The 21,430-nt window shown below is 76.5% G+C and carries 20 protein-coding genes and 2 tRNA genes; 12 read left to right on the plus strand and 10 right to left on the minus strand.

Translation table 11 applies throughout. The features are described from left to right. Window positions 1-118: 118 nt before the first annotated feature. Window positions 119-1,645, minus strand: a complete 1,527-nt coding sequence (locus P9841_RS04020) for a GTP-binding protein (RefSeq protein ID WP_283320810.1) — start codon at window positions 1,643-1,645, stop codon at window positions 119-121. 1 nt (window position 1,646) lies between these two features. Then, window positions 1,647-3,335, minus strand: a complete 1,689-nt coding sequence (locus tag P9841_RS04025) for a dynamin family protein (protein WP_283320811.1) — start codon at window positions 3,333-3,335, stop codon at window positions 1,647-1,649. A gap of 146 nt (window positions 3,336-3,481) precedes the next feature. On the opposite strand from P9841_RS04025, the gene P9841_RS04030 reads away from it, so the two are divergent. Continuing rightward, a tRNA-Arg gene (locus tag P9841_RS04030) sits at window positions 3,482-3,554 on the plus strand. Between the two features lie 24 nt (window positions 3,555-3,578). Here the strand turns inward: P9841_RS04030 and P9841_RS04035 are convergent. Continuing rightward, window positions 3,579-5,219, minus strand: coding sequence for an ArnT family glycosyltransferase (locus tag P9841_RS04035; protein ID WP_283320812.1), 1,641 nt, complete (start codon window positions 5,217-5,219; stop codon window positions 3,579-3,581). A 346-nt stretch (window positions 5,220-5,565) separates the two neighbouring features. Between P9841_RS04035 and P9841_RS04040 the strand changes: the two genes are divergently transcribed. Continuing rightward, window positions 5,566-5,964, plus strand: a complete 399-nt coding sequence (locus tag P9841_RS04040) for a histone-like nucleoid-structuring protein Lsr2 (protein ID WP_283320813.1) — start codon at window positions 5,566-5,568, stop codon at window positions 5,962-5,964. Window positions 5,965-5,996: 32 nt separating this feature from the next. Here the strand turns inward: P9841_RS04040 and P9841_RS04045 are convergent, their stop codons facing one another. From P9841_RS04045 to exaC, 3 genes are all read right to left on the minus strand, one after another. After that, window positions 5,997-7,265 carry a sigma-54-dependent transcriptional regulator family protein gene (locus tag P9841_RS04045; protein ID WP_283320814.1) on the minus strand — a complete coding sequence of 423 codons (1,269 nt, stop codon included), beginning with the start codon at window positions 7,263-7,265 and terminating at the stop codon, window positions 5,997-5,999. A gap of 148 nt (window positions 7,266-7,413) precedes the next feature. Then, window positions 7,414-7,869, minus strand: coding sequence for a DUF779 domain-containing protein (locus P9841_RS04050; protein ID WP_283320815.1), 456 nt, complete (start codon window positions 7,867-7,869; stop codon window positions 7,414-7,416). 64 nt (window positions 7,870-7,933) lie between these two features. Continuing rightward, window positions 7,934-9,457 carry an acetaldehyde dehydrogenase ExaC gene (gene exaC, locus P9841_RS04055; protein ID WP_283320816.1) on the minus strand — a complete coding sequence of 508 codons (1,524 nt, stop codon included), beginning with the start codon at window positions 9,455-9,457 and terminating at the stop codon, window positions 7,934-7,936. Between the two features lie 199 nt (window positions 9,458-9,656). Here exaC and P9841_RS04060 point away from each other — a divergent pair, with 199 nt between their 5' ends. Further along, the gene (locus tag P9841_RS04060) at window positions 9,657-10,004 is read left to right on the plus strand and encodes a PGPGW domain-containing protein (RefSeq protein WP_283320817.1); all 348 of its coding nucleotides are present in this window, start codon (window positions 9,657-9,659) and stop codon (window positions 10,002-10,004) included. A gap of 6 nt (window positions 10,005-10,010) precedes the next feature. Here the strand turns inward: P9841_RS04060 and P9841_RS04065 are convergent, their stop codons facing one another. Continuing rightward, window positions 10,011-10,541, minus strand: coding sequence for a MarR family winged helix-turn-helix transcriptional regulator (locus P9841_RS04065; RefSeq protein WP_283320818.1), 531 nt, complete (start codon window positions 10,539-10,541; stop codon window positions 10,011-10,013). An 88-nt stretch (window positions 10,542-10,629) separates the two neighbouring features. On the opposite strand from P9841_RS04065, the gene P9841_RS04070 reads away from it, so the two are divergent. The 6 genes from P9841_RS04070 (at window position 10,630) to P9841_RS04095 (ending at window position 14,785) form a co-directional block, all read left to right on the plus strand. After that, a complete protein-coding gene (locus P9841_RS04070; protein ID WP_283320819.1) occupies window positions 10,630-11,247 on the plus strand; it encodes an NADPH-dependent F420 reductase in 618 nt (205 codons plus the stop codon). Window positions 11,248-11,249: 2 nt separating this feature from the next. After that, complete coding sequence (locus P9841_RS04075; protein ID WP_283320820.1) at window positions 11,250-11,909, plus strand: alpha/beta hydrolase; 660 nt, start codon at window positions 11,250-11,252, stop codon at window positions 11,907-11,909. A gap of 93 nt (window positions 11,910-12,002) precedes the next feature. Continuing rightward, entirely contained in the window at window positions 12,003-12,185 is a 183-nt protein-coding gene (locus tag P9841_RS04080) for a hypothetical protein (protein WP_283320821.1), read from the plus strand. A 58-nt stretch (window positions 12,186-12,243) separates the two neighbouring features. Further along, window positions 12,244-12,906 (plus strand): oligoribonuclease, encoded by a 663-nt coding sequence (gene orn / locus P9841_RS04085; protein WP_283320822.1) that lies wholly within the window; start codon window positions 12,244-12,246, stop codon window positions 12,904-12,906. Between the two features lie 56 nt (window positions 12,907-12,962). Further along, window positions 12,963-13,038 (plus strand) — tRNA-His (locus P9841_RS04090). 82 nt (window positions 13,039-13,120) lie between these two features. Next, entirely contained in the window at window positions 13,121-14,785 is a 1,665-nt protein-coding gene (locus tag P9841_RS04095; protein WP_283320823.1) for a phospholipid carrier-dependent glycosyltransferase, read from the plus strand. Between the two features lie 39 nt (window positions 14,786-14,824). Here P9841_RS04095 and P9841_RS04100 read toward each other — a convergent pair whose 3' ends face one another. Further along, window positions 14,825-15,742 (minus strand): ATP-grasp domain-containing protein, encoded by a 918-nt coding sequence (locus P9841_RS04100; protein ID WP_343301170.1) that lies wholly within the window; start codon window positions 15,740-15,742, stop codon window positions 14,825-14,827. A 10-nt stretch (window positions 15,743-15,752) separates the two neighbouring features. Continuing rightward, window positions 15,753-16,793: an ABC transporter ATP-binding protein gene (locus P9841_RS04105; RefSeq protein WP_283320824.1), complete on the minus strand. Its 1,041-nt coding sequence runs from the start codon at window positions 16,791-16,793 to the stop codon at window positions 15,753-15,755. A gap of 137 nt (window positions 16,794-16,930) precedes the next feature. Here P9841_RS04105 and P9841_RS04110 point away from each other — a divergent pair, with 137 nt between their 5' ends. The 3 genes from P9841_RS04110 to P9841_RS04120 all read left to right on the plus strand — a co-directional run bounded on the left by P9841_RS04110 (window position 16,931) and on the right by P9841_RS04120 (window position 19,636). Then, window positions 16,931-17,644 (plus strand): ABC transporter permease, encoded by a 714-nt coding sequence (locus tag P9841_RS04110; protein ID WP_283320825.1) that lies wholly within the window; start codon window positions 16,931-16,933, stop codon window positions 17,642-17,644. Between the two features lie 2 nt (window positions 17,645-17,646). After that, on the plus strand, window positions 17,647-18,477 hold the full coding sequence (locus P9841_RS04115) for an ABC transporter permease (protein ID WP_283320826.1): 831 nt from the start codon (window positions 17,647-17,649) through the stop codon (window positions 18,475-18,477). A 154-nt stretch (window positions 18,478-18,631) separates the two neighbouring features. After that, a complete protein-coding gene (locus P9841_RS04120; protein WP_283320827.1) occupies window positions 18,632-19,636 on the plus strand; it encodes a glycine betaine ABC transporter substrate-binding protein in 1,005 nt (334 codons plus the stop codon). 120 nt (window positions 19,637-19,756) lie between these two features. On the opposite strand, the gene P9841_RS04125 is transcribed toward P9841_RS04120, so the two are convergent. After that, complete coding sequence (locus P9841_RS04125) at window positions 19,757-21,241, minus strand: dihydrolipoyl dehydrogenase family protein (protein ID WP_283320828.1); 1,485 nt, start codon at window positions 21,239-21,241, stop codon at window positions 19,757-19,759. Window positions 21,242-21,430 lie beyond the last annotated feature (189 nt).

The following is a 21,430-nucleotide window of genomic DNA, read 5'->3' on the forward strand; positions in this document are numbered from 1 at the left end:
CGCTCCCCCGCCGCCGGCCTCCGACCCGTCGCCTGGGGACCCGGTCCGCCGACACGCGCTGTGGAGGACTCGGCGGCCGCAGGTGGCGAGCCGGTCCGCGTCGGGCCCGGCACGCAGATCAGCTGCCGCGCGCCCCCGCGAGCAGCTCCCGCACCCGCCGGTGGTCCGCCAGCACCGCCCGCGTCGGGTCGGCGAGGCAGCGCCGGGCCACGGCCTCGAGCGCCGTCCGGCCGTCCCGGCGCACCGCCTCGGCCCGACGCAGGGCCGCCGACCGGCGCGCCCGCACGGCCAGGACGCCGCACAGCACCGCGAGCAGGGCGAGCGCCGCCGCAGCCGGCCAGGCCGGCCGCAGCGCGTCGTCCACCCCGCCGGAGCCCAGTGCCAGGCCGACGCCGACGGCGGCCGACGCGACCGCCGACACCGCCAGCACGAACGTCAGCACGGACAGCACCGCCGCACGCGCGGACCGGCGCGCGACGACCGCCACGCGGGACAGCGCGTCGTCCGCGGCCGCCCGGATCTCGTCGGTGCCGGCCACGCTCGTCCGCACCGCGTCCGCCCACCGTCGCGGGAGCCGGGCGGTCACGGCATCGGCCCACTGGGCGCGGGCCAGCGAGACGGTACCCGGCTGCACCGCGACGAACGCCGGCACCGGGTCCTCGCTGCCGCGCACCACGGCCGCGACCGCGTCCGCGATGGCGGGCAGGCCGGCGGCCTGCGCGAGCGTCACGGCCACCGGGGTGACGTCCAGGTCCTCCTCCGACGGCTCGCCCGGCGCGACCTCGGCGGAGACCAGCCGCGCCGCGTCCGCGACCTCGGCGGACCCGCGGCGCGCCGCGAGGCTCTGGCGGGAGACCACGTCGGCGAGCGTGTCCCGCATCTCCGCGACGCCCTCCCCCGTGCGGGCGGACGCGGTCCGCACCGTCACGTCGGTGAGCCCGTCCTCGACGAGCAGCCGACGCAGGTCGCGCACCAGCGACTCACGCTGGTCCGCGGGGACGGTGTCGACCTGGTTCAGCACGACGACCATCGCGCCCTCGTGGCCGACGAGGCGTCGCAGGTACCCGGAGTGCAGCGCGTCGTCGGCGTACTTCTGCGGGTCGACCACCCACACCAGGAGGTCCGCCATCGGCAGCAGCCGGTCGACCGCCGCGCGGTGGGCGGGCTCGATCGAGTCGTGGTCGGGCAGGTCGAGCAGCACCAGGCCGCGCAGCGGCGCCTCGGTCTCGCCGTCCAGGGCGCTCTCGCGCTCGATGCGCCGGTCGGCCTCGACCTCCAGCCAGTCGAGCAGCGCATCGCCGCCCGCGCCCCAGACGCAGGCGGCAGCCTCCGCCGTCGTCGGCCGGCGGACCCCCACCTCCGCGAAGTCCAGCCCGCAGATCGCGTTGAACAGGCTGGACTTGCCGGACCCCGTCCCCCCGAGCAGCGCGACGACCGTGTGGTCGACCCCGAGCGCGAGCCGCGCGCGCACCTGGTCGCCGATGACGCGCGCCCGGGACGCCGTCCGCGCGTCGACGCGGTCGCCCGCCACCGCGAGCGCCTCGTCGAGCTGCGCGAGACGTCGGCTCAGTGCCGCCGTCTCGGTGCCTGCGGCGGGCGCCGGCGGGATGGCGGCACCGTCCGGCGGTGGGGTCGTGCCGCTCATGTCAGCCCCTTGACGACGGCGAGGCGCAGGCGCAGCAGCGACGCCGCGTCGGGCCGCAGCTCCGGCCGGTCCAGCACGGCCGCGGCCGCGTCACGCTCGCGGTGCGCCTGCGCGGCCGCCTGGTCGGCCAGGCGGTCGCGCAGCACGCGGACGGCGGCGTCCCCGCGGTCACCGAGCAGACCGCGGAGCATGCGGTCGGCGGCGTCGAGCCCCGCGGCCGCGGCGAGCGCCAGCGCAGCCAGGCCCTCGTCGCCGAGCGCGCGGGCCGACCGGCGGCCGCACGCCGGTCCGCACGGGCGGCCGCGCGGCGCCCGGAGCGGTCCGCCGGCGCCGGACGCGCGCGCGCCAGCTCGTCCTCCAGCACCTCGACGGCTCCCGCGACCCACTCCCGGGCGGCACGCTCGACCTCGCGCGGCCGGTCCGCGGCCCGGTCGGCCGACGACCACGCCCGCGCGGCCGACGGTGCCCCGTCAGGGCCGGTCGCCAGCGCGTCGCGCAGGGTCCGCTCCGCCGCCGCGCCGACCGCGGCGAGCGTCGCGGACGCCGACGAGACCAGGTCCTGCACGAGCGGCAGCACGGCGGTCGCGCGGTCCTTCCCGGCGCGCCGCGACCGGTCGACCCGGCCCGAGGCACGCACGGCGTCCGCCAGCGGCGCGCCCGGCGCCGTCAGCTCCACCCAGCGCGCCTGGGCGCTGCCCTGGGCGACCGCCCCGCTGGTGACCGTGCGCCGGGCCTCCTCCGCGGGTCCGCGCACCGCGTCGTCCAGCGCCGTCCGGATCGCGGTGGCGGCCTCGGCCTGCCGCTCGACCGCGTCGGCGAGCTCGTCGACCCAGGGGCGCAGCGCCGCGAGCGAGCCGCGCAGCGTGCGGGCGACGACGGTCCGCGCCCGGTCGGGTCCGGCGAGCATCGCCAGCCACCGCTTCACGGGCGCCACACGCGCCGGCTCGAGCAGGCCCTCGTGCGGGCCGACGTCCGGCACCACGAACAGCGGCGAGCCCTGCATCCCGTGCGTCCGGAGCCGCTCCAGCAGGTCGCCCCGCACGGTCGGCAGCGACGCGGGGTCGACCCGGTTCAGCACCATGGCCACGGACGCCCCGCGTGCGGTCGCCTCGCCGAGCACCCGCCACGGGAGCGCGTCGCCGTACCGCGCAGCCGTCGTGACGAACAGCCACAGGTCAGCGGCCTCCAGGAGCCGCTGGGCGGACCGGCGGTTGCTCTCCAGCACCGAGTCGAGGTCCGGGGCGTCCATCAGGGCGATGCCCCGCGGCACCTGCTCGGAGGCCACGACGTCGACCGCGTCGGTCACCGGGTGCTCGCGCACCAGCTCGGCGTCGTCGGGGTGGTGCACCAGCACGGGCCGCCGCGTGGTCGGCCGCAGCACGCCCGCGGCGCTCACCTCCGACCCCACCAGCGAGTTGACCAGCGTCGACTTGCCCGCGCCGGTGGACCCCGCCACGACGACGACGGCCGGCGCCGACAGCTGGCGGAGCCGCGGCACGAGGTGGTCGGCGAGCTGGTCCACGAGCCGGGTGCGGGACGCCCACGCCTGCTCCGCGCCCGGCACGTCCAGCGGGAACGCCGTCGCCCGCGTGTCCCGCAGGAGGTCGGTCACCGCGTCGAGCAGCGACGTGGCGGCGAGCGGCCGGTCGAGGACGTCCCCCGCGGCCGAGCTCCCCTCCTCTGCGTGCACGGGCACATCCTCGCCCGTGACCGGGCACCGACCAAACCCCCGCGCCGCGCGACCTGCGATTCCGTGGGGCAGACGGCCCCGGGGCGGCGGGCCCGGGGCGCGTAGGCTGGTGCGCCGGACGGACGCCCGCCGGCGGGCCGTCCCCCGCCTCCATAGCTCAATGGATAGAGCAACGGCCTTCTAATCCGTCGGTTGCAGGTTCGAGTCCTGCTGGGGGCACGCGCGGTCCCGTCCCGGACCCGGCTACGCGGCGTGCCGCGGACCGCCGGAGACCACGTCGCCGGTGTCGGTGCGCCCGGGCCGGGCGAGCGCGACGAGCAGCGCGATCGAGCACACGGGCACGGCGACGAGGATCGCCCCGGTGACCGGGGCGACCAGCGGCGACCACGCGCCGAGGGACGCGATCCTGTCGAGCAGCGAGTCACCCGCCCAGTGGAACTCGAGCGCCTTGAGCATCGCCGAGGCCGTGAAGGCGAGCGCGCCGGCGCCGACGGCGAGCGGGAGCCAGCGCCGCGCCCGCCCCCGCACCAGGACGCCGAGACCGAGGGCAGCCGCGACGGCCAGCCCGGCGACGCTGGTGAACAGGTAGCGGCCCTGCAGTCCGCGCGGCACGCCGGTCGCGAGGTACAGGCCCCAGGTGGACTCCACCAGGACGGCGACGTTGAGCACGAACGGCGTGACGAGCAGCAGGCCGTCCGCGCGTCCCGCCCCGAACGTGCGGCGCCGGACGAGGACGACGGCCGCGAGCAGGAGCGCCAGGACGCTGAGCCCCCCGGTGAGCCACAGCGGGTACGGCTGCGCGCTCGGGTCGGCGGCCGGGACGTCGGGAGGGGTGCGGATCGACAGCGCCGCCCAGAACCGCGACACCACCAGGACGGTCGCGTCGTGCACGTAGGTCCGCCAGGCGTCGGCGGCCTCCAGGGGCACGGGCAGGTGGTCGACGTGCCCGGCGGGCTGCAGGGTGCCGTACCGCAGCAGGCTCGCGATCCACCACCAGCCGCCCAGGCCCGCGGCGGCCCCGGCCGCGACGAGGCCGGTGAGGCTGCGACGCAGGTCGCGCGTGCGGACCAGCGCGACGACGTAGGCGAGCACGACCACGGGGACGAACAGCAGCGCCCAGGCCTTGGTGAGGAGCCCGACGGCCAGGGCGAGGCCGGTCCAGACGCCGGTGCGCGCGCGCAGGTCCCCCCGCGCCACCAGCACCGCGCCGAGGGTGACGACCGCGCACGCGATGGTCAGCAGGTTGTCGTTGTTGACGGCGGCGCCGAGCGCCGCGAGCTGCGGGATCGCGAGCGGCATGAGCGAGGCCGTCAGGACGACGGCTCGCTGGTCGGTGAGCGCGCGCGCGGCCAGGGCCAGGACGAACGGCAGCGGCGCCATCATGAGCACGTTCAGCAGGCGCAGGACCCACGCCTCGAGGTCGTACGGTGTCGAGTCGGGCAGCACGCCGGTCGCCACGCCGATGACCATGTAGTAGCCCGGCGGGTGCTGACCGAGGTTGTTGATCCACGACGACGACTGCGCCGGCCCGAGCTCGTCGAACGACGGCCGCTCGTCCCGCAGGCTCGCGGTCGCGCCGTCGAGCTGCGGGTACCCGCGCCACTGCGCCGGCCCGAGGGCGGGGTTGATCTGCCGCCACGCGTAGAGCTTCTTGAACCCCGGCCACTCGTGGGTGTGCTCCCACGACATCGCGGCACCGATGTGGCTCGCCTCGTCGGCCGAGCGGAACGCCGGCAGGACGACGGTCCACGCCAGCAGCACCGCGACCCACACCGCCGTGACCAGCCCGACGGTCCTCGGCAGCGACCGGGCCAGGGCGCGCACTCCCGGGCGGGGGGCTGAGGACGCGTCCGGGTGCTGCCCCGTCTGCTCGAGCACTGTCACGACCGACCTGCCTGGGATGCGGGGCACGATGGGGATCCGGCGGCGGGCGGGGCCCGACCGGCGGACGGATCCTACGGCACCAGATCGCCCGGCCGGAGCAGGAATCCGGGGGAACCGCGCAGCACGCTGGTGCGCCGCGCGGTGCTCGATCCCGTGCTCCGGCACCCCCGACCACGCCCGCGCGCCTCGATCCCGTGCTCCGGCACCCCCGACTGCGCCCGCGCGGTACTCAGAACCGCCCCGCCCCGCCCCTGTCCTGCGCGCCGGCCGCCCCTGGCCGTGCGGCCGCGGCCCTAGCGTCGTGCCGATCCGTGCGCCGGTGGCACGGCGGACCCGGGGGGCGGACGTGGCACGACGCACGCAGGTCGCGCTCGTCGACGACCTGGACGGGTCCCCGGCGACGTCGAGCCACGTGCTGGCGCTCGACGGGCACGTCGTCGAGCTCGACCTGTCCCCCGCGAACGCCACCCGGCTCGCCGCGGCCGTGGCGCCGTTCCTCGAGGCAGGACGGACCACCCGTCGGCCCCGCGCGGCGGCGCCGCTGCGGGAGGCGTCCGTGATCCGCACGTGGGCGGCGCGTCAGGGCATGGCCGTCACGGCCACGGGGCGCATCCCGCACGAGGTGCTGCGGGCGTACGTCGAGGCGCAGACCCGCACGGGCGGCACGGGCGGCACCGGCGGCACGGACGACGCGGGCGGCACGAGCCCCGCCCCCGACCCCGGCACCGACGGCCCCGGCGGCTGACGCACCACCCGTCGGCCGACGCACCGCGCCCGTCACCGCCACGGGTACGGTGCCGGCCCCACCCCGAGCCGCCGCACCAGCAGGTCCAGCCGCGACAGCGCGCGGGCGTGCACCGCGGTGCCCGGCCGGGTGCACGCGACCAGCCGCTCCCAGCCCTGCCAGTCGTCCGCCCCGTCGTCGCGGTCGAGCCACGCCTCGAGGGCGACGGGGTCGTCGCCGCCGAGCACGGCGCCGCGGACGTCGGCCGCGAGCGCGTCGCGCACCCGCTCGACCCCCGGCGCCCGGGACCGGGGCAGCACCGGCCCGGGGTACTGGTCGAGCGCCTGCCGCACGCGACCGGACGCGAGCGCCTCCCGCACGGTCGCGACGTCGGAGTCGAGCGGCGCGGCGAGGCGGTACGGCCGGGAGTGCGCCACCAGCGACCCCGCGACGCGCCGCAGCCGCGAGACCTCCGCGCGGACGGCCACGTCGGACATCGCGTCGGGGTGCAGCAGCACCGCGAGCTCGTCGGCGTGCAGGCCCTGCGGGTGCTCGCCGAGCAGGAGCAGCAGCTCGGCGTGCCGCAGGGACAGCGTGCGCGGGGCGCCGCCGGGCCCGACGAGCACGCCCGACCCGGGGCGCAGCACCTCGAGCCGCGTCCGTCCTGCGGTGACGGGGCGGGTGCGCGCGAGGCTGCGCGCCCGGAGGTCCGCCTCCACCGCGACGGCGGTCGCGCGGACGAGGGAGCCCATGAGCACCGACGCGGCCTGCTCGCGGCCGGTGACGTCGAGCGCGCCGAGCACCCGCCCGTCCGGTCCGGTCAGCACCGCGGCGGTGCAGCTCCACGGCTGGACGGCCCGCGTGAAGTGCTCGGCGGCGCGCACCTGCACGTCGTGGCCGGTCGCCAGCGCGGTGCCGGGGGCGTTCGTCCCGGCGTGCCGCTCGTCCCAGGCGGCGCCCTCGACGAACCCGACCTCCTCGACCGCCCGCCGGACCCGCGCGTCGCCCGCGACCCACAGCAGGCGGCCGTCGGCGTCGGTGAGCGCGACCACGAACCCCTCCTCGACGGCCGCGTCGAGCAGCAGGCCCCGCACCAGGGGCAGGGCGTGGCGCAGCGGGTGCTCGTCGCGGTACGCCCGCAGGTCGGCGTCCGAGAGCGTGACCGGCGGCGCGGGCCGCTCGGGGTCCACGCCGCTGCGCAGGCTCCGCAGCCACGAGTCGGCGACGAGCGGGCGGACGCCGTCGGCGCGCACCCCGGTGTGCAGGAACCGCTCGTGGGCGACGCGGGTGCGCGCGAGCGCCGCCGGCTCGTCGGTCCGCACGGCCCACCCCCTCGACGTCGTCGTCGCGCCGCCAGTCTGACCCGGCCGGCCCCGGCGCGCCAGAGCCGGGCACCGCCGGCGCCGGGTGAACGCCGCGGGCGGGCACGTGGCGCACCCGGACCCGCGCCCGGGGCCGCGGTGCGGACGGTCAGCTCCCTGCCGCCGCCGGCGCCGTGCCCGTGCGCCCCGGCCCGCGCACGAGCAGCTCCGGCGGCTCCTCGCCCGCCGACGTCGCGCGCCACTCCTCGTCGGTGAGCAGCCGGGACCGGATGAGGAACCGGACGCCCTCGGGCGCCTCCAGCGAGAAGCCGGCGCCGCGCCCGGTCACCACGTCGATCGTCAGGTGCGTGTGGCGCCAGTACGCGAACTGCGCCCGGCTCATCCACACCGGCACCGTGAAGCCGTCCACGCGCAGGTCGCCCAGGTGCACGTCCGCGTCGCCGGTGAGGAGCTCGCCCGCGGGGTAGCACATCGGCGAGGAGCCGTCGCAGCAGCCCCCGGACTGGTGGAACATCAGGTCGCCGTGCTGGTCGTGCAGCCGGCGCAGCAGGTCAGCCGCCGCCGGGGTCAGCGCGACCCGGCCGGGCGTCTCGTCGTCGTCCACGTGCCTCCGTCCCGCCCGCGCGCGGCCCCGCCGGGCTGGGGCGGGGCCGCGCGCGGGGTGCCGATCAGAAGAACCCGAGCTTCTGCCCGGAGTAGGACACCAGCAGGTTCTTGGTCTGCTGGTAGTGGTCGAGCATCATCTTGTGGTTCTCGCGGCCGACGCCGGAGCCCTTGTAGCCGCCGAACGCCGCGGCCGCGGGGTACGCGTGGTAGCAGTTCGTCCACACGCGGCCCGCCTCGATGTCCCGGCCCGCCCGGTAGGCGATCGACCCGTCACGGGACCAGACGCCCGCGCCGAGCCCGTACAGCGTGTCGTTGGCCGTGTGGATCGCGTCCGAGTAGTCGGAGAACGACGTGACGGCGACGACCGGCCCGAAGATCTCCTCCTGGAAGATCCGCATCGAGTTCTTGCCCTCGAAGATCGTCGGGGTGACGTAGTAGCCGGCCGCCAGGTCGCCGTCGAGCTCCGCGCGGGTGCCGCCGGTGAGCACCTTGGCCCCCTCGGCCTGGCCGATGTCGATGTACGACAGGATCTTCTCGAGCTGGTCGTGGGAGGCCTGCGCGCCGATCATCGTCTCGGTGTCCAGCGGGTTGCCCTGCTTGACGGCCTCGGTGCGGGCGATGGCGTCGGCGAGGAACCCGTCGTAGATCGACTCCTGGATGAGGGCCCGCGACGGGCAGGTGCAGACCTCCCCCTGGTTGAGGGCGAACATCGTGAAGCCCTCGAGCGCCTTGTCGTAGTAGTCGTCCTTCGCGCGGGCGACGTCCTCGAAGAAGATGTTCGGGCTCTTGCCGCCCAGCTCGAGGGTCACCGGGATGATGTTCTGGCTGGCGTACTGCATGATCAGCCGCCCGGTCGTGGTCTCGCCGGTGAACGCGATCTTGCGGATGCGGGGGCTGGACGCGAGCGGCTTGCCGGCCTCGACGCCGAACCCGTTGACCACGTTGACGACGCCCGGCGGGAGCAGGTCGGCGATGAGCTCCATGAGCATGAGGATCGACGTGGGCGTCTGCTCGGCGGGCTTCATCACCACCGTGTTGCCGGCCGCGAGCGCCGGGGCGAGCTTCCACGTCGCCATGAGCAGCGGGAAGTTCCACGGGATGATCTGCCCGACCACCCCGAGCGGCTCGTGGAAGTGGTACGCGATGGTGTCCGCGTCGATCTCCGAGATGGACCCCTCCTGCGCGCGTACGGCGCCGGCGAAGTACCGGAAGTGGTCGACGGCCAGCGGCAGGTCCGCGGCCAGGGTCTCGCGGACCGGCTTGCCGTTCTCCCACGACTCGGCGACCGCGAGCATCTCGAGGTTCGCCTCCATGCGGTCGGCGATCTTGTTGAGGATCACCGCGCGCTCCGTCGCCGTGGTCCGGCCCCAGGAGCGGGCGGCGCCGTGCGCGGCGTCCAGCGCGCGCTCGATGTCGGCGGCGTCCCCGCGGGCCACCTCGGTGAACGTCCGGCCGGTCACCGGCGTCGGGTTCTCGAAGTAGCGTCCGGACGCCGGGGCGACGAACTCCCCGCCGATCCAGTGGTCGTAGCGCTCGCGGTAGGTGGCGGGGCTGCCGGGCTGGCCCGGTGCTGCGTAGACGGTCATGTGCGCCCTCCGTGCAGGTGTCCGGCCGGGCCGGGGTGCGGCCGGGGCCGGGGGCACCGCGTCGTTGCGGTGCGCCGTGGCGCGACGGTAGGCCGCGCACCGTTGCAGCACCGTTGCAGCGCAGGTAGGACCCCGCCGGGAACACCGGGGCGTCGCGGTGCGTCTACTCTCCGAGGACCCCCGACACCCTGGAGCCCGCATGACGGACGACGGCCTGGCCGCGGAGATCGCCGCCGGGGAGCGCACGGACGGCCGTGCGCACCGCCTGCTCGCCCGGGCGCGCGCCCGGCTGGACGGTTCGCCGTGGCTGCGGCTGACCTACAAGGTGCTGGTCACGCTGGTGGGCGGCGCCGTGGTGGCGGTGGGCATCGCCCTGCTCGTGCTGCCGGGACCGGGCTGGCTCGTGATCTTCCTCGGCCTGGGGATCCTGGGGACGGAGTTCCCGGCCGTGCGGCGCCTGACGGACCGGTTCAAGGCGCTGGTGCTGCGCGTCTGGCACCGCTGGCGGACCCGCCGCGCGCGTCGCGCCGCCGGCGACGCGGCCTGACGGGCCTCAGGAGGCGACGGCGGCGTTCCCGCACCCGTCGGTCGGGTCGGCCACCGGGGTCCGGGCCTGCAGGCGGTTGTCCGGGTCGAGGGCGCCGAGCACGGCGAGCGCGATGGCGTCGAGCTGCTCGATCTGCTCGGCGGTGAGCCGGTCGACCACGAGCCGGCGCACCTCGGCGACGTGCGTGGGAGCCGTCGCGACGACCTTCGCCCAGCCCTCCTCGGTGAGCGTGGCGAGCGTGGCACGGCGGTCGGTCGCGCTGCGCGTGCGGCGGAGGTACCCGCGGGCCTCGAGCCTGGCGGCGACGTGCGAGAGCCGCGGCAGCGTGGCGTTGGTGCTGGAGGCGAGCGCCGTCATGCGCAGCGTCCGGTCGGGCGCCTCGGACAGCTTGGCGAGCACCAGGTAGTCGAAGTGCGTCAGGTCGGCGTCCCGCTGGAGCTGGTGGTCGAGCGCGGCGGGCAGCAGCTCGGCCACGGCCTCCAGGCGCATCCACGCCTGCAGCTCGCCGGTGCTCAGCCAGCGCGTGTCGTCGGTCATGGCGGCATCCTACGCAATGGTTGACGCTTCAATCTAGTCCGCGTACGGTGACGATTGTCGCTACAACAACGAGCACGAGGAGCAGGACATGACCAGCGTCACGATCATCGGTGCGGGCAACATCGGCAGCGCCGTCGCGCGCACCGCCCTGAAGGCGGGCGCACCGGTCCAGGTGCTCGCCCGGGACGCGGCCAAGGCCGCCGCGGTCGACCCCGCCGTCACCCCCGGCACCGTCGGCGACCCCGTCACCGGCGACGTCGTCGTGCTGGCGCTGCCCTACCCCGCGCTCGCCGAGGTCGCGGACCGGTACCCGGACGGGTTCGCGGGCAAGGTCGTCGTGGAGACCACCAACCCCGTCGACTTCGCCACCTTCGACTCCCTCGTGGTCCCGGCCGGGTCCTCCGCCACCGCCGAGCTCGCCGCGCGCCTCCCGCAGGCCCGCGTGCTCAAGGCCTTCAACACGAACTTCGCCGCGACGCTCGCCGGCGGCACCGTCGGGCAGGTGCCGACCACCGTGCTGATCGCCGGGGACGACGCCGACGCCAAGGCCGCGCTCGCCGGCGTGGTCGAGGGCGGCGGCCTGCGCGCCGTCGACGCCGGTCCGCTGCGCCGCGCGCACGAGCTCGAGGCGCTCGGCTTCCTGCAGCTCACGCTCGCCGCCTGCGAGCAGACCTCGTGGACCACCGGCTTCGCCCTGGAGCGCTGAGCGTGCCGCTGCGCGTCGACCCGGGCCCGGTCCGGACCGCCGGCGCCACGGCACCCGGTGCGCCCGTGCTCGTGCTGCTGCACGGGTACGGGTCGCACGAGGGCGACCTGCTGGGCCTCGCCCCGTCCCTGCCGCGGGAGCTCGCCCTCGTCGCGCCGCGCGGCCCGCTGCGCGGGGGGCCGGGCTACGCCTGGGCGCCGCTCGCGACACCCGGACGGCCCGACCCCGCAGCCGTGCGCGACGCGGCCGACGCCCTGCTGACCTGGCTGGACGGGGCCGTCGACCCCGCCCGCCCGCTCGCACTGCTCGGGTTCTCCCAGGGCGGGCTGCTCGCGACGCAGGTCCTGCGGGCGCGCCCCGGGCGCATCACGGCCGCCGTGGTGCTGTCCGGGTTCGCGCTCGACACCGAGGAGCCCGGCGACGCCGAGCTCGCGGGGCTGCGCGTCCCGGTGCTGTTCGGCCACGGCGACGCGGACACCGTCATCCCCGCCGACGCCACCGCGCGCACCGCGGCGTGGCTCGCGCGGCACACCGCTGCCGAGCACCACACGTACCCGGGTCTCGGGCACGGCATCGGCCGCGACGGGCTCGCCGACGTCGCCGCGTTCCTGGAGCGCACGGTGGTCGCGGGAACGGGTGCGCGGGGCGGAAAAACAGCGTGACCCGTGGGGTGCAGCGGTGGAACCGTAGTGGTCACCGCGGTGAGTCCCGGGGCCCGGCCAGGCCCCTCCCAGCAGCACGACAGGACCACCACCATGCACCCCACCCTCACCTTCGAGCTCGTCCGGGCCGACCACCAGGCGCGCCTGGAGGCCTCCCTGCTGCACTCCGAGCGGCTGCTCGCCGCCCGGGAGTCCAGACGGGTCGCCGAGACCCGCGGTCGCCCGCCGGAACGGCGGTCCCGCCACCTCCTGCGTCGCCCCGCGGCGGCGCGCTGACCACGACAGGCGGGCCCGCCGGACCTCCGTCCGGCGGGCCCGCCCGTACCCTGGGCGGGTGAGCACCCTCAGCAACGGCAACGGCAGCGCCGACCGCATCGTGTGGATCGACTGCGAGATGACCGGGCTCGACTCCGTGGCGGACGCGCTCGTCGAGGTCGCCGCGGTCGTCACGGACTCCGAGCTCAACGTCCTCGGCGAGGGCGTCGACGTGGTCATCGCCCCGCCGCCGGAGGCGCTCGCGCAGATGGGCGACTTCGTCCGGACGATGCACACGACCTCCGGCCTGCTGGACGCGCTCGCGACCGGCACCACCCTCGCGGACGCGCAGGAGCAGGTGCTCGCGTACGTGCGCGAGTGGGTGCCGGAGCCGGGCAAGGCCCCGTTGGCCGGCAACTCCGTCGGCACCGACAAGGTGTTCCTCGACCGCGACATGCCGGAGCTCGTGGCGCACCTGCACTACCGGGTCGTCGACGTGTCGTCGATCAAGGAGCTCGCCCGCCGCTGGTACCCGCGCGTGTACTTCGCCTCGCCGCAGAAGCACGGCGGGCACCGGGCGCTGGCCGACATCCTCGAGTCCGTGGACGAGCTGCGCTACTACCGGGAGGCGCTGCTCGTGCCGCAGCCGGGGCCCGACTCGAAGGCCGCCAAGGCCGTCGCCGCCCGCATCGAGGCGACCTCCGTGGCCGCCGCTCACCGCGCCTCGACGTCCTCGTCCTGAGGACCCCGCGGGAACCGGTACACTTCTCGTCGGCCCTGCGAAACCGGGGCCGCATGGTGGCTATAGCTCAGTAGGTAGAGCACCTGGTTGTGGTCCAGGGGGTCGCGGGTTCAAGTCCCGTTAGCCACCCCATCGTGCAGGCCGTCGGCCTGCCGCCCTGTCCGTCGCGGATCGCCCGCCGCCGGCGGTCCCGCCCTCCAGACAGGACGTGCACGTGACCGTGGCGCAGCAGGACGAGCTCCCTGCGCCCGTCGGCCGTCGCGCGCGACGGGAGGCCGAGCGGCGACCCCCGGCCCGCCCGGAGCCGCTCCCCCGCGCCGTGTGGGCGGTCACCGCGACCTGGTTCGCCGTGCTGCTGTGCTGGTCGGTGCTGCTGCCGACGTTCCGGTCGGCCGACGAACCGAGCCACGTGGGCGCGTCCCTCGCCTGGGAGCAGACGCGGGAGTGGCCGGGGTTCAAGGAGCTCTACGCCTGGGCGCAGACGGACGCCGCCGAGGAGCTGGCCCGGCGCGACGGCTATCCCGCGCTGCTCCGGGGCGACGCGGTGCCGCGCGCGGACCGCCCGTCGTTCGACGAGCTCGCCCCGCCGGGGTTCGGGCCCGAGCTCAGCAACATGGGGCAGCACCCACCGGGCTACTACGTGCTGCTCGGCGTCGTCACCGCCGCGCTGCCCGACTCGACGCCGTACGACCTCGAGGTCTGGGTCCTGCGGCTGCTCAACGTCCTCGCGCTGACCCCGCTGCCCCTGCTCGCCGCCGCCACCGCCCGGGCGCTGACCCGCAACCGGGCCGTGATCGTGACCGCCGCCCTCGCCCCGCTCGCCGTCCCGCAGCTCGGCGCGCTGGGTGCGGCCGTCAACAACGACAACCTGCTCGTGGCGACCTGCGCCACCGTGACGCTCGGAGCGGTGCTCGCCTCCCGGGGCGACCTGCGCCTGCGCACCGCGGTCTGGACGGGGCTGGCCCTCGCCGTGGGCCTGCTCACCAAGGCGTGGGCGCTGCTGTTCGTGCCGGTCGTCGTGCTGGCGTACGTCATCGGGTGGCGGCGCACCCGGTCCCCCGGACGCGCCGCCGCCGCGCTGGTCACGGCCGGGGCGACGGCCGCGCTCGGCGGGTGGTGGTGGATCGCGAACCTCCTGCGGTACGGCACGCTCCAGCCCGCCGGCCACCTCCGGCGCCTCGCGGAACCGCTGGAGGCCGCGGAGGCGTGGCCGCGCTACGCGCACGACGCGTTCGTCCTCATGGTCTCCCGGTTCTGGGCGGCCCTGTCGATCAAGCCCGGCGACGCCGCGAGCGTCTCCGAGGCCTCGGTCCAGCCCTACCCGCTGTGGTTCACGACGACGCTCAGCGTGCTCGCGCTCGCCGCCGTCGCGGTCGTCCTGGTGCGCCGTCGCACGTGGGACGCCCGGCGGGTCGACGGGTGGCTCCTGGTGACGCCGTTCGTGCTGAACGTGCTCATCCTCCTGCAGTCCACCTGGACGCTGTACCTGGCGACCGGTGCCCCGCGCGGGCTCCAGGGCCGGTACCTGTTCCCGACCCTCACCGGGATGGCCGTCGCGGCGGCGCTCGGCGCGACCGCGCTGCTGCCCCGGACGTGGGTCTCCCGCCTGCCGGTGGTGCTCGGCTGCGCCGCGCTCGCGTTCACCGGGTCCGCCATGCTGAAGGTGCTGGACTTCCACTGGGCCGGCAGCGGGCTCCTCGGACGGCTCGCCGCGCTCGGGGCCTGGTCCCCGCTGCCGCCGGCCCTCACGGTGCTCGTGCTCGCGGCGGTCCCGGTCTGCGGCGCCGGGCTCGTCGTCGCGCTGGTCCGGGTGGCGCGCCCGACGGCGTCCGCGGTCGCTGCGGAGCCGGCGCCGGCGCCGGCTCCCGACCCGGCCTGACGCCGCGCTCGGGCCGGGCGGACGCCCGGTGCCGCACGCCTAGAGCCGCCGGACCACCGCGTCCACGAACCGCTGCACGGCCTCGGGCGCCTGCGCGAAGAAGAACGAGGGCTCGATGAGCTCCAGCTCCAGCACCACGGGGTTCCCCTGGTCGTCGGGGATGAGGTCGACGCGGGTGTAGGCCAGGGGCTGCTCCACGCCCGGCACCAGCTCGGGCAGCGCGTCGACGACGCGCCGGCCCAGCGCCAGCTCCGCCTCGGAGGCCTCGCGGGGCGCCATGACCTCCTCCTTGTACAGCACACCGTCCGTGTCGCCCTCGCGGTACGGGCCCTCCAGCAGCGGCGCCTTGCGCACGGCGTGGCTCAGCTCGCCGTCGAAGTACACGAGGGCGGTCTCCCCCACCGTGTCGACCTGCTTGAGGTACCGCTGCACCATGACGTGGCGCCCGGCGTCCAGCAGGTGCTTCACGTGCTGGATCGCCAGGGCCCGCGACGGCGTCTGGCTGGCGTCGTAGCGCCCGGTGTCGCGGGAGCCGGCGCTGATGGTCGGCTTGATGACGAACTCGCCGAACGCCGGGAACCGGGTGTGGATCGCGCGGGCGTCGAAGTTGCGCGCCGGGTCCATCCAGATGGTCGGGACGATCGGCAGGCCCGCCGCCTCCATCGCGCGCTGGTAGATCTTGTCGATGTTCCAGGTCAGCACCTGGGCAGGGTTGATGAGGCGGGAGGACTGGCTGACGCGCTGCGCCCACCAGCGGAAGTCCCGCGGGCGCTCGGTGTAGTCCCACGTCGAGCGGACGACGACGGCGTCGTACGACGACCAGTCGACGTCGGCGGCGTTCCAGACGGGCGACTCGACCTCGAGGCCGCGCTCCCGGAGCGCGGCGACCAGCGGCGCGTCGTCCGGGTCGAGGTCCGGCAGGGCGGCGCAGGTGGCCAGGGCGATCCGTGTGCTCACCCTCGGCAGACTACCCACGCACCCCCGCGGACGGCTCCGGTTCGACCGTGCCGGTCGCGCGCTCCTGCGCGTCGTCCACCAGGCGGTGCAGCGCGGCGAGCAGCCCCGCGGCGTCCAGCTCCCCGACGGCGCCGCCGCCGTCGGGCGCGTGGACCGGGACGCGCCCGGACGGCTCCGCCGCCAGCGCGGCGAACGCGGCGTCCAGGGGGTCGCCGAGCCGGACGGACGGGGCACCGGTCCCGGTGCCCTCCGCCGACCCGTGCAGCGGCCGGACGTCACGCCGCTCGACCGTCCCGAGCGACAGCAGACGGACCGCCGCACCGGTCCCCACGAGGTCCGCCACGGCGGCGGACGCGGGCGCGGCGAGCAGGCGCACGGGGTCGGAGAGCTGCTCCAGGCGCCCTCCGCGGCTGAGGACCGCCACCCGGTCGGCGAGCCGCACCGCCTCGTCGACGTCGTGCGTGACGAGCATCACGGTCGTGCCGAGCTCCTGCTGGATGCGGCGGAACTCCGTCTGGAGCCGGCGCCGGCCCACCGGGTCGACCGCCCCGAACGGCTCGTCCATGAGGAGCACCGGCGGATCCGTCGCCAGCGCCCGCGCGACGCCGACGCGCTGCCGCTCCCCGCCGGACAGCTCGTGCGGGTAGCGGCGCGCGTACCGGCCGGGCTCCAGCCCGACGAGCTCGAGCAGCTCCGCCGTGCGCGCGCGGGTGCGCGCGCGGTCCCACCCGAGCAGGCGCGGGACGGTGCCGACGTTCTGCGCGACCGTGCGGTGCGGGAACAGCCCGACGTTCTGGATGACGTAGCCGATGCGGCGGCGCAGGCCCACCGCGTCGACGTCGGTGACGTCCTCGCCGTCGAGCAGGATGCGGCCCGAGGACGGCTCCACCAGGCGGTTCGCCATCCGCAGCGTCGTGGACTTGCCGCAGCCCGAGGGCCCGACGAGCGCGAGGAGCTCGTGCTCGCGCACCTCCAGCGAGAGGTCCCCGACGGCCACCGTGCCGTCGGGGTACTCCTTGCGCACGTGCTCGAACCCGATCGCCGTCGCCATGCGCACCACGCTATCCGGGCCCGCCGACAGCCGCCGCGCGGAGCGCTCCCCCCGGCGGCCGGGCCTCCGGCGACGTCCGCGCACGTGGGTGGCGTCCCGGGCCGCGCGTGTCGGACCTCCCGGGTAGCGTCACGCAGGTGACTGGACACCCGACGGCCACCACCGTGGCGCGCGCCGCCGCCGCGGGCGACCCGGCTGCGAACCCGTGGCTGTCGTGGGAGTACGTGCAGCGCAACTGGGGCGACATCAGCCGGGCGCTCGAGCAGCACGCCGGCCTCACCGTGCAGGCGGTGCTCATCGCGTGCCTCATCGCCCTGCCGCTCGGGATGCTCGCCCACCTGCGCCCGCGGCTCGCCGCACCGGTCGTCGGCACCACCGGCGTGCTCTACACGATCCCGTCGCTCGCCCTGTTCACGGTGCTGGTGCCGTGGACCGGGATCGGCCGCACCCCGGTGCTCGTCGGCCTCGTGCTGTACGCGCTGCTGGTGCTCGTGCGCAACGTGCTGGTGGGGCTCGCGGGCGTGGACGACAGCGTCCGCGACGCGGCGCGCGGCCTCGGCTACGGGCGGCTGCGCCTGCTGCTGACCGTCGAGCTGCCCAACGCCCTCCCCGCGATCGTCACCGGGATCCGGCTCGCGACGGTGACCACCGTGGCGCTCGTCACGGTCGGCGTGGTCGTCGGCTACGGCGGGCTCGGCAACCTCATGTTCCGGGGCTTCCGCAACAACAAGTACCACGCGGAGATCCTCACGGCGACGCTGCTGTGCCTCGCGCTCGCGCTGGTGCTCGACCTCGTGCTGTGGCTGATCGGGCGCGCGGTGACGCCGTGGGCGCGCGGACGGGAGGCCTGAGCGTGGACGTGCTGCAGGACGCGGTGGCGTGGCTCAACGACCCGCTGAACTGGACGGGGCGCCGGGGCGTGCTGGCGCTGACCGCGGAGCACCTGCGGATCAGCGCGCTCGCCGTGCTGCTGGCCGCCGTCGTCGCGCTGCCCGCGGGCGTCTGGCTCGGCCACCGGCGCCGCGGCGGGGTCCTCACCGTCGTGCTGGCCAACACCTCGCGCGCCCTGCCGACGTTCGCCCTGCTGACGATCTTCGCCGCGAGCGGCCTCTTCGGCGCCGGCGCGACGATCCTCGCCGTCGCGGTGTTCGCCGTCCCGCCCATCCTGTCCAACACCTTCACCGGGCTCATGGAGGTCGACGCGGACGTGCGCGAGGCCGCCCGCGGCATGGGCATGTCGGGCGCCCGCTCCCTCGCCCTCGTCGAGCTGCCGCTCGCGCTGCCGCTCGTCGGGGCCGGGCTGCGCACCGCCGCCACCCAGGTGCTCGCCACCGTCCCGCTGGCCGCGCTCGTGGGCGGCACCAGCCTCGGTTCGGTCATCGTCGAGGGCATGGCGCTGCAGCGGTACGGCCAGGTCGTCGCGGGCGCGGTGCTCGTCGCCGGGCTCTGCCTGCTGGTGGAGGGGGTGCTGGCCCTCGCGCAGCACGCCGCCACGCCCGAGCCGATGCGCGCCTCCGCCCGGCGGCGTGCGGCCCGGGGTCGCTCCGGGGGGCACGGGTCGGGCGGCTCGTCCGGCTCCGCCGACCCGGTCCCGACCGCCGGCCCGGGGGCGACGGGCGCGGCGGACCCCGCCCGCGCGTCCGCCACCGGGGCGGCCGGCCACGTCGCCGGGAGGCCCTCGTGACCGCCCGGCGCCCCCAGCGGTTGCCGGTGCCCGTGTTCACCGGTTCCATGAACGGCGCGCTCCGCGTGCCCTCCGCGGTCCCGACGCCGGACGACGGCGCCGGACGACCGCGACCCCGACCGTGTGCCCCCATCCCGAGAACAGAGGAACGCACATGAACCTCCGCCGATCGACGCTCCCGACCGCGGCGGCCGGGCTCCTGCTCCTGGTCGCCGCCTGCGGCGACCCGGGCTCGGGCGGCGGCAGCGCCGACCCCACCTCCGGCTCCGACGCGTCCGGCGCGGTCTGCGAGCCCGTCGCGGGCGACCAGCTCGTCGTGCTCGAGGACGACAAGGGCCTGCAGAACGCCGACAACGTCATCCCGGCCGTGAACGCGGCGGCAGCCGAGGCGGACCCGGGCCTGGTCCCGCTGCTCGACACCGTCTCCGAGGCCCTCGACACCGACAAGCTCATCGCCCTCAACAAGGCCGTCGACATCGACCGGCAGACCTCCTCCGAGGCCGCCGCGCAGTTCGTCGAGGACGAGGGCCTGGCGGCCGACGACGACGCGGCGGGCGCCGGCAAGAGCGTCGTGGTCGGTGCCGCCAACTTCTCCGAGAGCGCGACGCTCGGCGAGATCTACGCCGCCGTGCTGCGGTCGGCCGGCTACACCGCCGAGGTGCAGACGATCGGGAACCGGGAGACCTACCTGCCGGCGCTCGAGAGCGGCCAGATCACGCTGACCCCGGAGTACGCCGCGACGCTCGCGGAGTTCCTCAACGCCTCGGCCAACGGCCCGGACGCCGAGCCGGTCGCGAGCGCCGACCCCGACGCGACCGTCGAGGCCCTGACCGCGCTGGGTGCGGACGCCGGTCTGACGTTCGGGGCGGTCTCCGCCGCCCAGGACCAGAACGCGTTCGCCGTGACGAGCGCGTTCGCCGACGAGCACGGCGTGACCACGCTGTCCGACCTGGCGACGGCCTGCGGCGGCGGTCTCGTGCTCGCCGGGCCGGCCGAGTGCCCGGAGCGGCCGTTCTGCCAGCCGGGCCTGGAGGAGACGTATGGGCTGAGCTTCAGCGAGTTCCGCTCGTACGACTTCGGCCTCATCGGGGACGCCGTGCGTCAGGGCGAGGCGTCGATCGGCCTCGTCCTGTCCAGCGACGGCTCGCTCGCGAGCTGACCGCAGCGGGCGGGCGGCGGCGGGCACCGTGCCCGGCGTCGCCCGACCGCTCGCGACCGACGGCCCGGCAGGAGGAGTCCTCCTGCCGGGCCGTCGGCGTGTCCAGCGCGGGTCGCCGGCTCAGAGACCGGCGGTCTCCAGCAGCCGCAGCCACAGCTCGCTGACGGTGGGGTACGCCGGGACCGCGTGCCAGAGCCGGTCGAGCGGCACCTCCCCCACGACGGCGATCGTCGCGGCGTGCAGCACCTCCGCCGCGTCGGGCCCGGTGAACGTGGCCCCCACGACGACACCGCGGTCCTCGTCGAGCACCAGGTGCGCGGTCCCGCTGTAGCCGTCGGCCGCGACGGAGGCGCCCGCCACCGAGCCGATCGGGTACGAGACGGCCCGGACGCGCAGACCCGCGTCGCGCGCCTGCTGCTCGGTCCGCCCGACCCACGCCACCTCGGGGCGCGTGAACACCACCTGCGGCACCGCGGCGGCGTCCGCGCTGGCCCGGTAGCGCGTCCACGGCCCGGCGTCCCGCTCGGCGTCCGCGTGCCCGTCGGAGAACCGCGCGGCGACGACGTCACCCGCCACCCGCGCGTCGTACTTGCCCTGGTGGGTGGTGGCGGTGCGTCCCGTGACGTCCCCGACCGCGAACAGCCAGCCCCCCTCGACCCCGGTGACCTCCAGCGCGTCGTCGACGGCCAGCGGCGCGCCGGGCTCGAGCCCGAGGACGTCGAGCCCCAGGTCCGCCGTGCGCGGGCGGCGTCCGGTCGCGACCAGCAGCTCGTCGGCGTGCACCTCGTCCTCGCCCTGCGGGCCGGTGGTGGCGACGTGCACGCCGTCCTCGTCCCGGCGCACCGCCGTCACCGCCGTGCCGAGCCGCAGGTCGACGCCGAGGTCGCGGAGACCGGCCGCGACCTCGTCCGCCGCGAACGGCTCCGCGCCGGTGAGCACCCGGTCGCCGCGGACCAGCAGCGTCACGGCGGCCCCGAGGTCCCGGTACGCCACCGCCATCTCCACGCCCACCACGCCGCCCCCGAGGATCGCGAGCCGCTCGGGCACGTCCTGCACGGCCGTGGCCTCCCGCGACGTCCAGGGGGCGGACTCCGCCAGACCCGGGACGGGCGGGATCACCGGCTCGCTGCCGGTGGCGACGACGACGGCGTGCCGGGCGATCACCCGGACGGCCCCCTCCTCGCTCTCGACGAGCAGCTCCCGCGGACCGGTGAACCGCGCGGTGCCGCGCACCAGCGCGATGCCCGCGGAGTCCAGCCACTCGACCTGCCCGTGGTCGTCCCAGTGCGACGTGAAGACGTCGCGGCGGGCCAGCACCTGCGCCGGGTCGGGCGTGCCGGTCACGAGCTCCGCGGCGCCGGGCACCGCCCGCGCCGCCGCGAGGACGGCCCCGGGGCGCAGGAGCGCCTTCGACGGCATGCACGCCCAGTAGGAGCACTCGCCGCCGACGAGCTCGTGCTCGACGACCGCGACGGTCAGCCCGAGCCGACCGGCACGGTCCGCGGCGTTCTCCCCGACCGCTCCGGCGCCGATGACGACCACGTCGTACGTGACGGTGGTGTCGCCGGCTCCTGCGGTCCCGGGGTCCTGGGGGCTCTCGGTCATGTGCTCGCTCCGTTCCCTGGCGTGCGCGGTCGGGTCGCCCGCGACGCGGCAGGTGGCCGGCCCGCGGGTGCCGCCGCCGCGACGAGGCAGAGCGGGTCGCGGCGTGCGGACCCATCGTGGCCCGGTCCGCGCCGGTCGGCAGGTCGACCCGGGCCGGGCGCGTCGGCCGCCGATGGGGTGACGTGACGG

It is taken from the genome of Cellulomonas sp. ES6 (genome assembly GCF_030053835.1).
Taxonomy (GTDB): domain Bacteria; phylum Actinomycetota; class Actinomycetes; order Actinomycetales; family Cellulomonadaceae; genus Cellulomonas.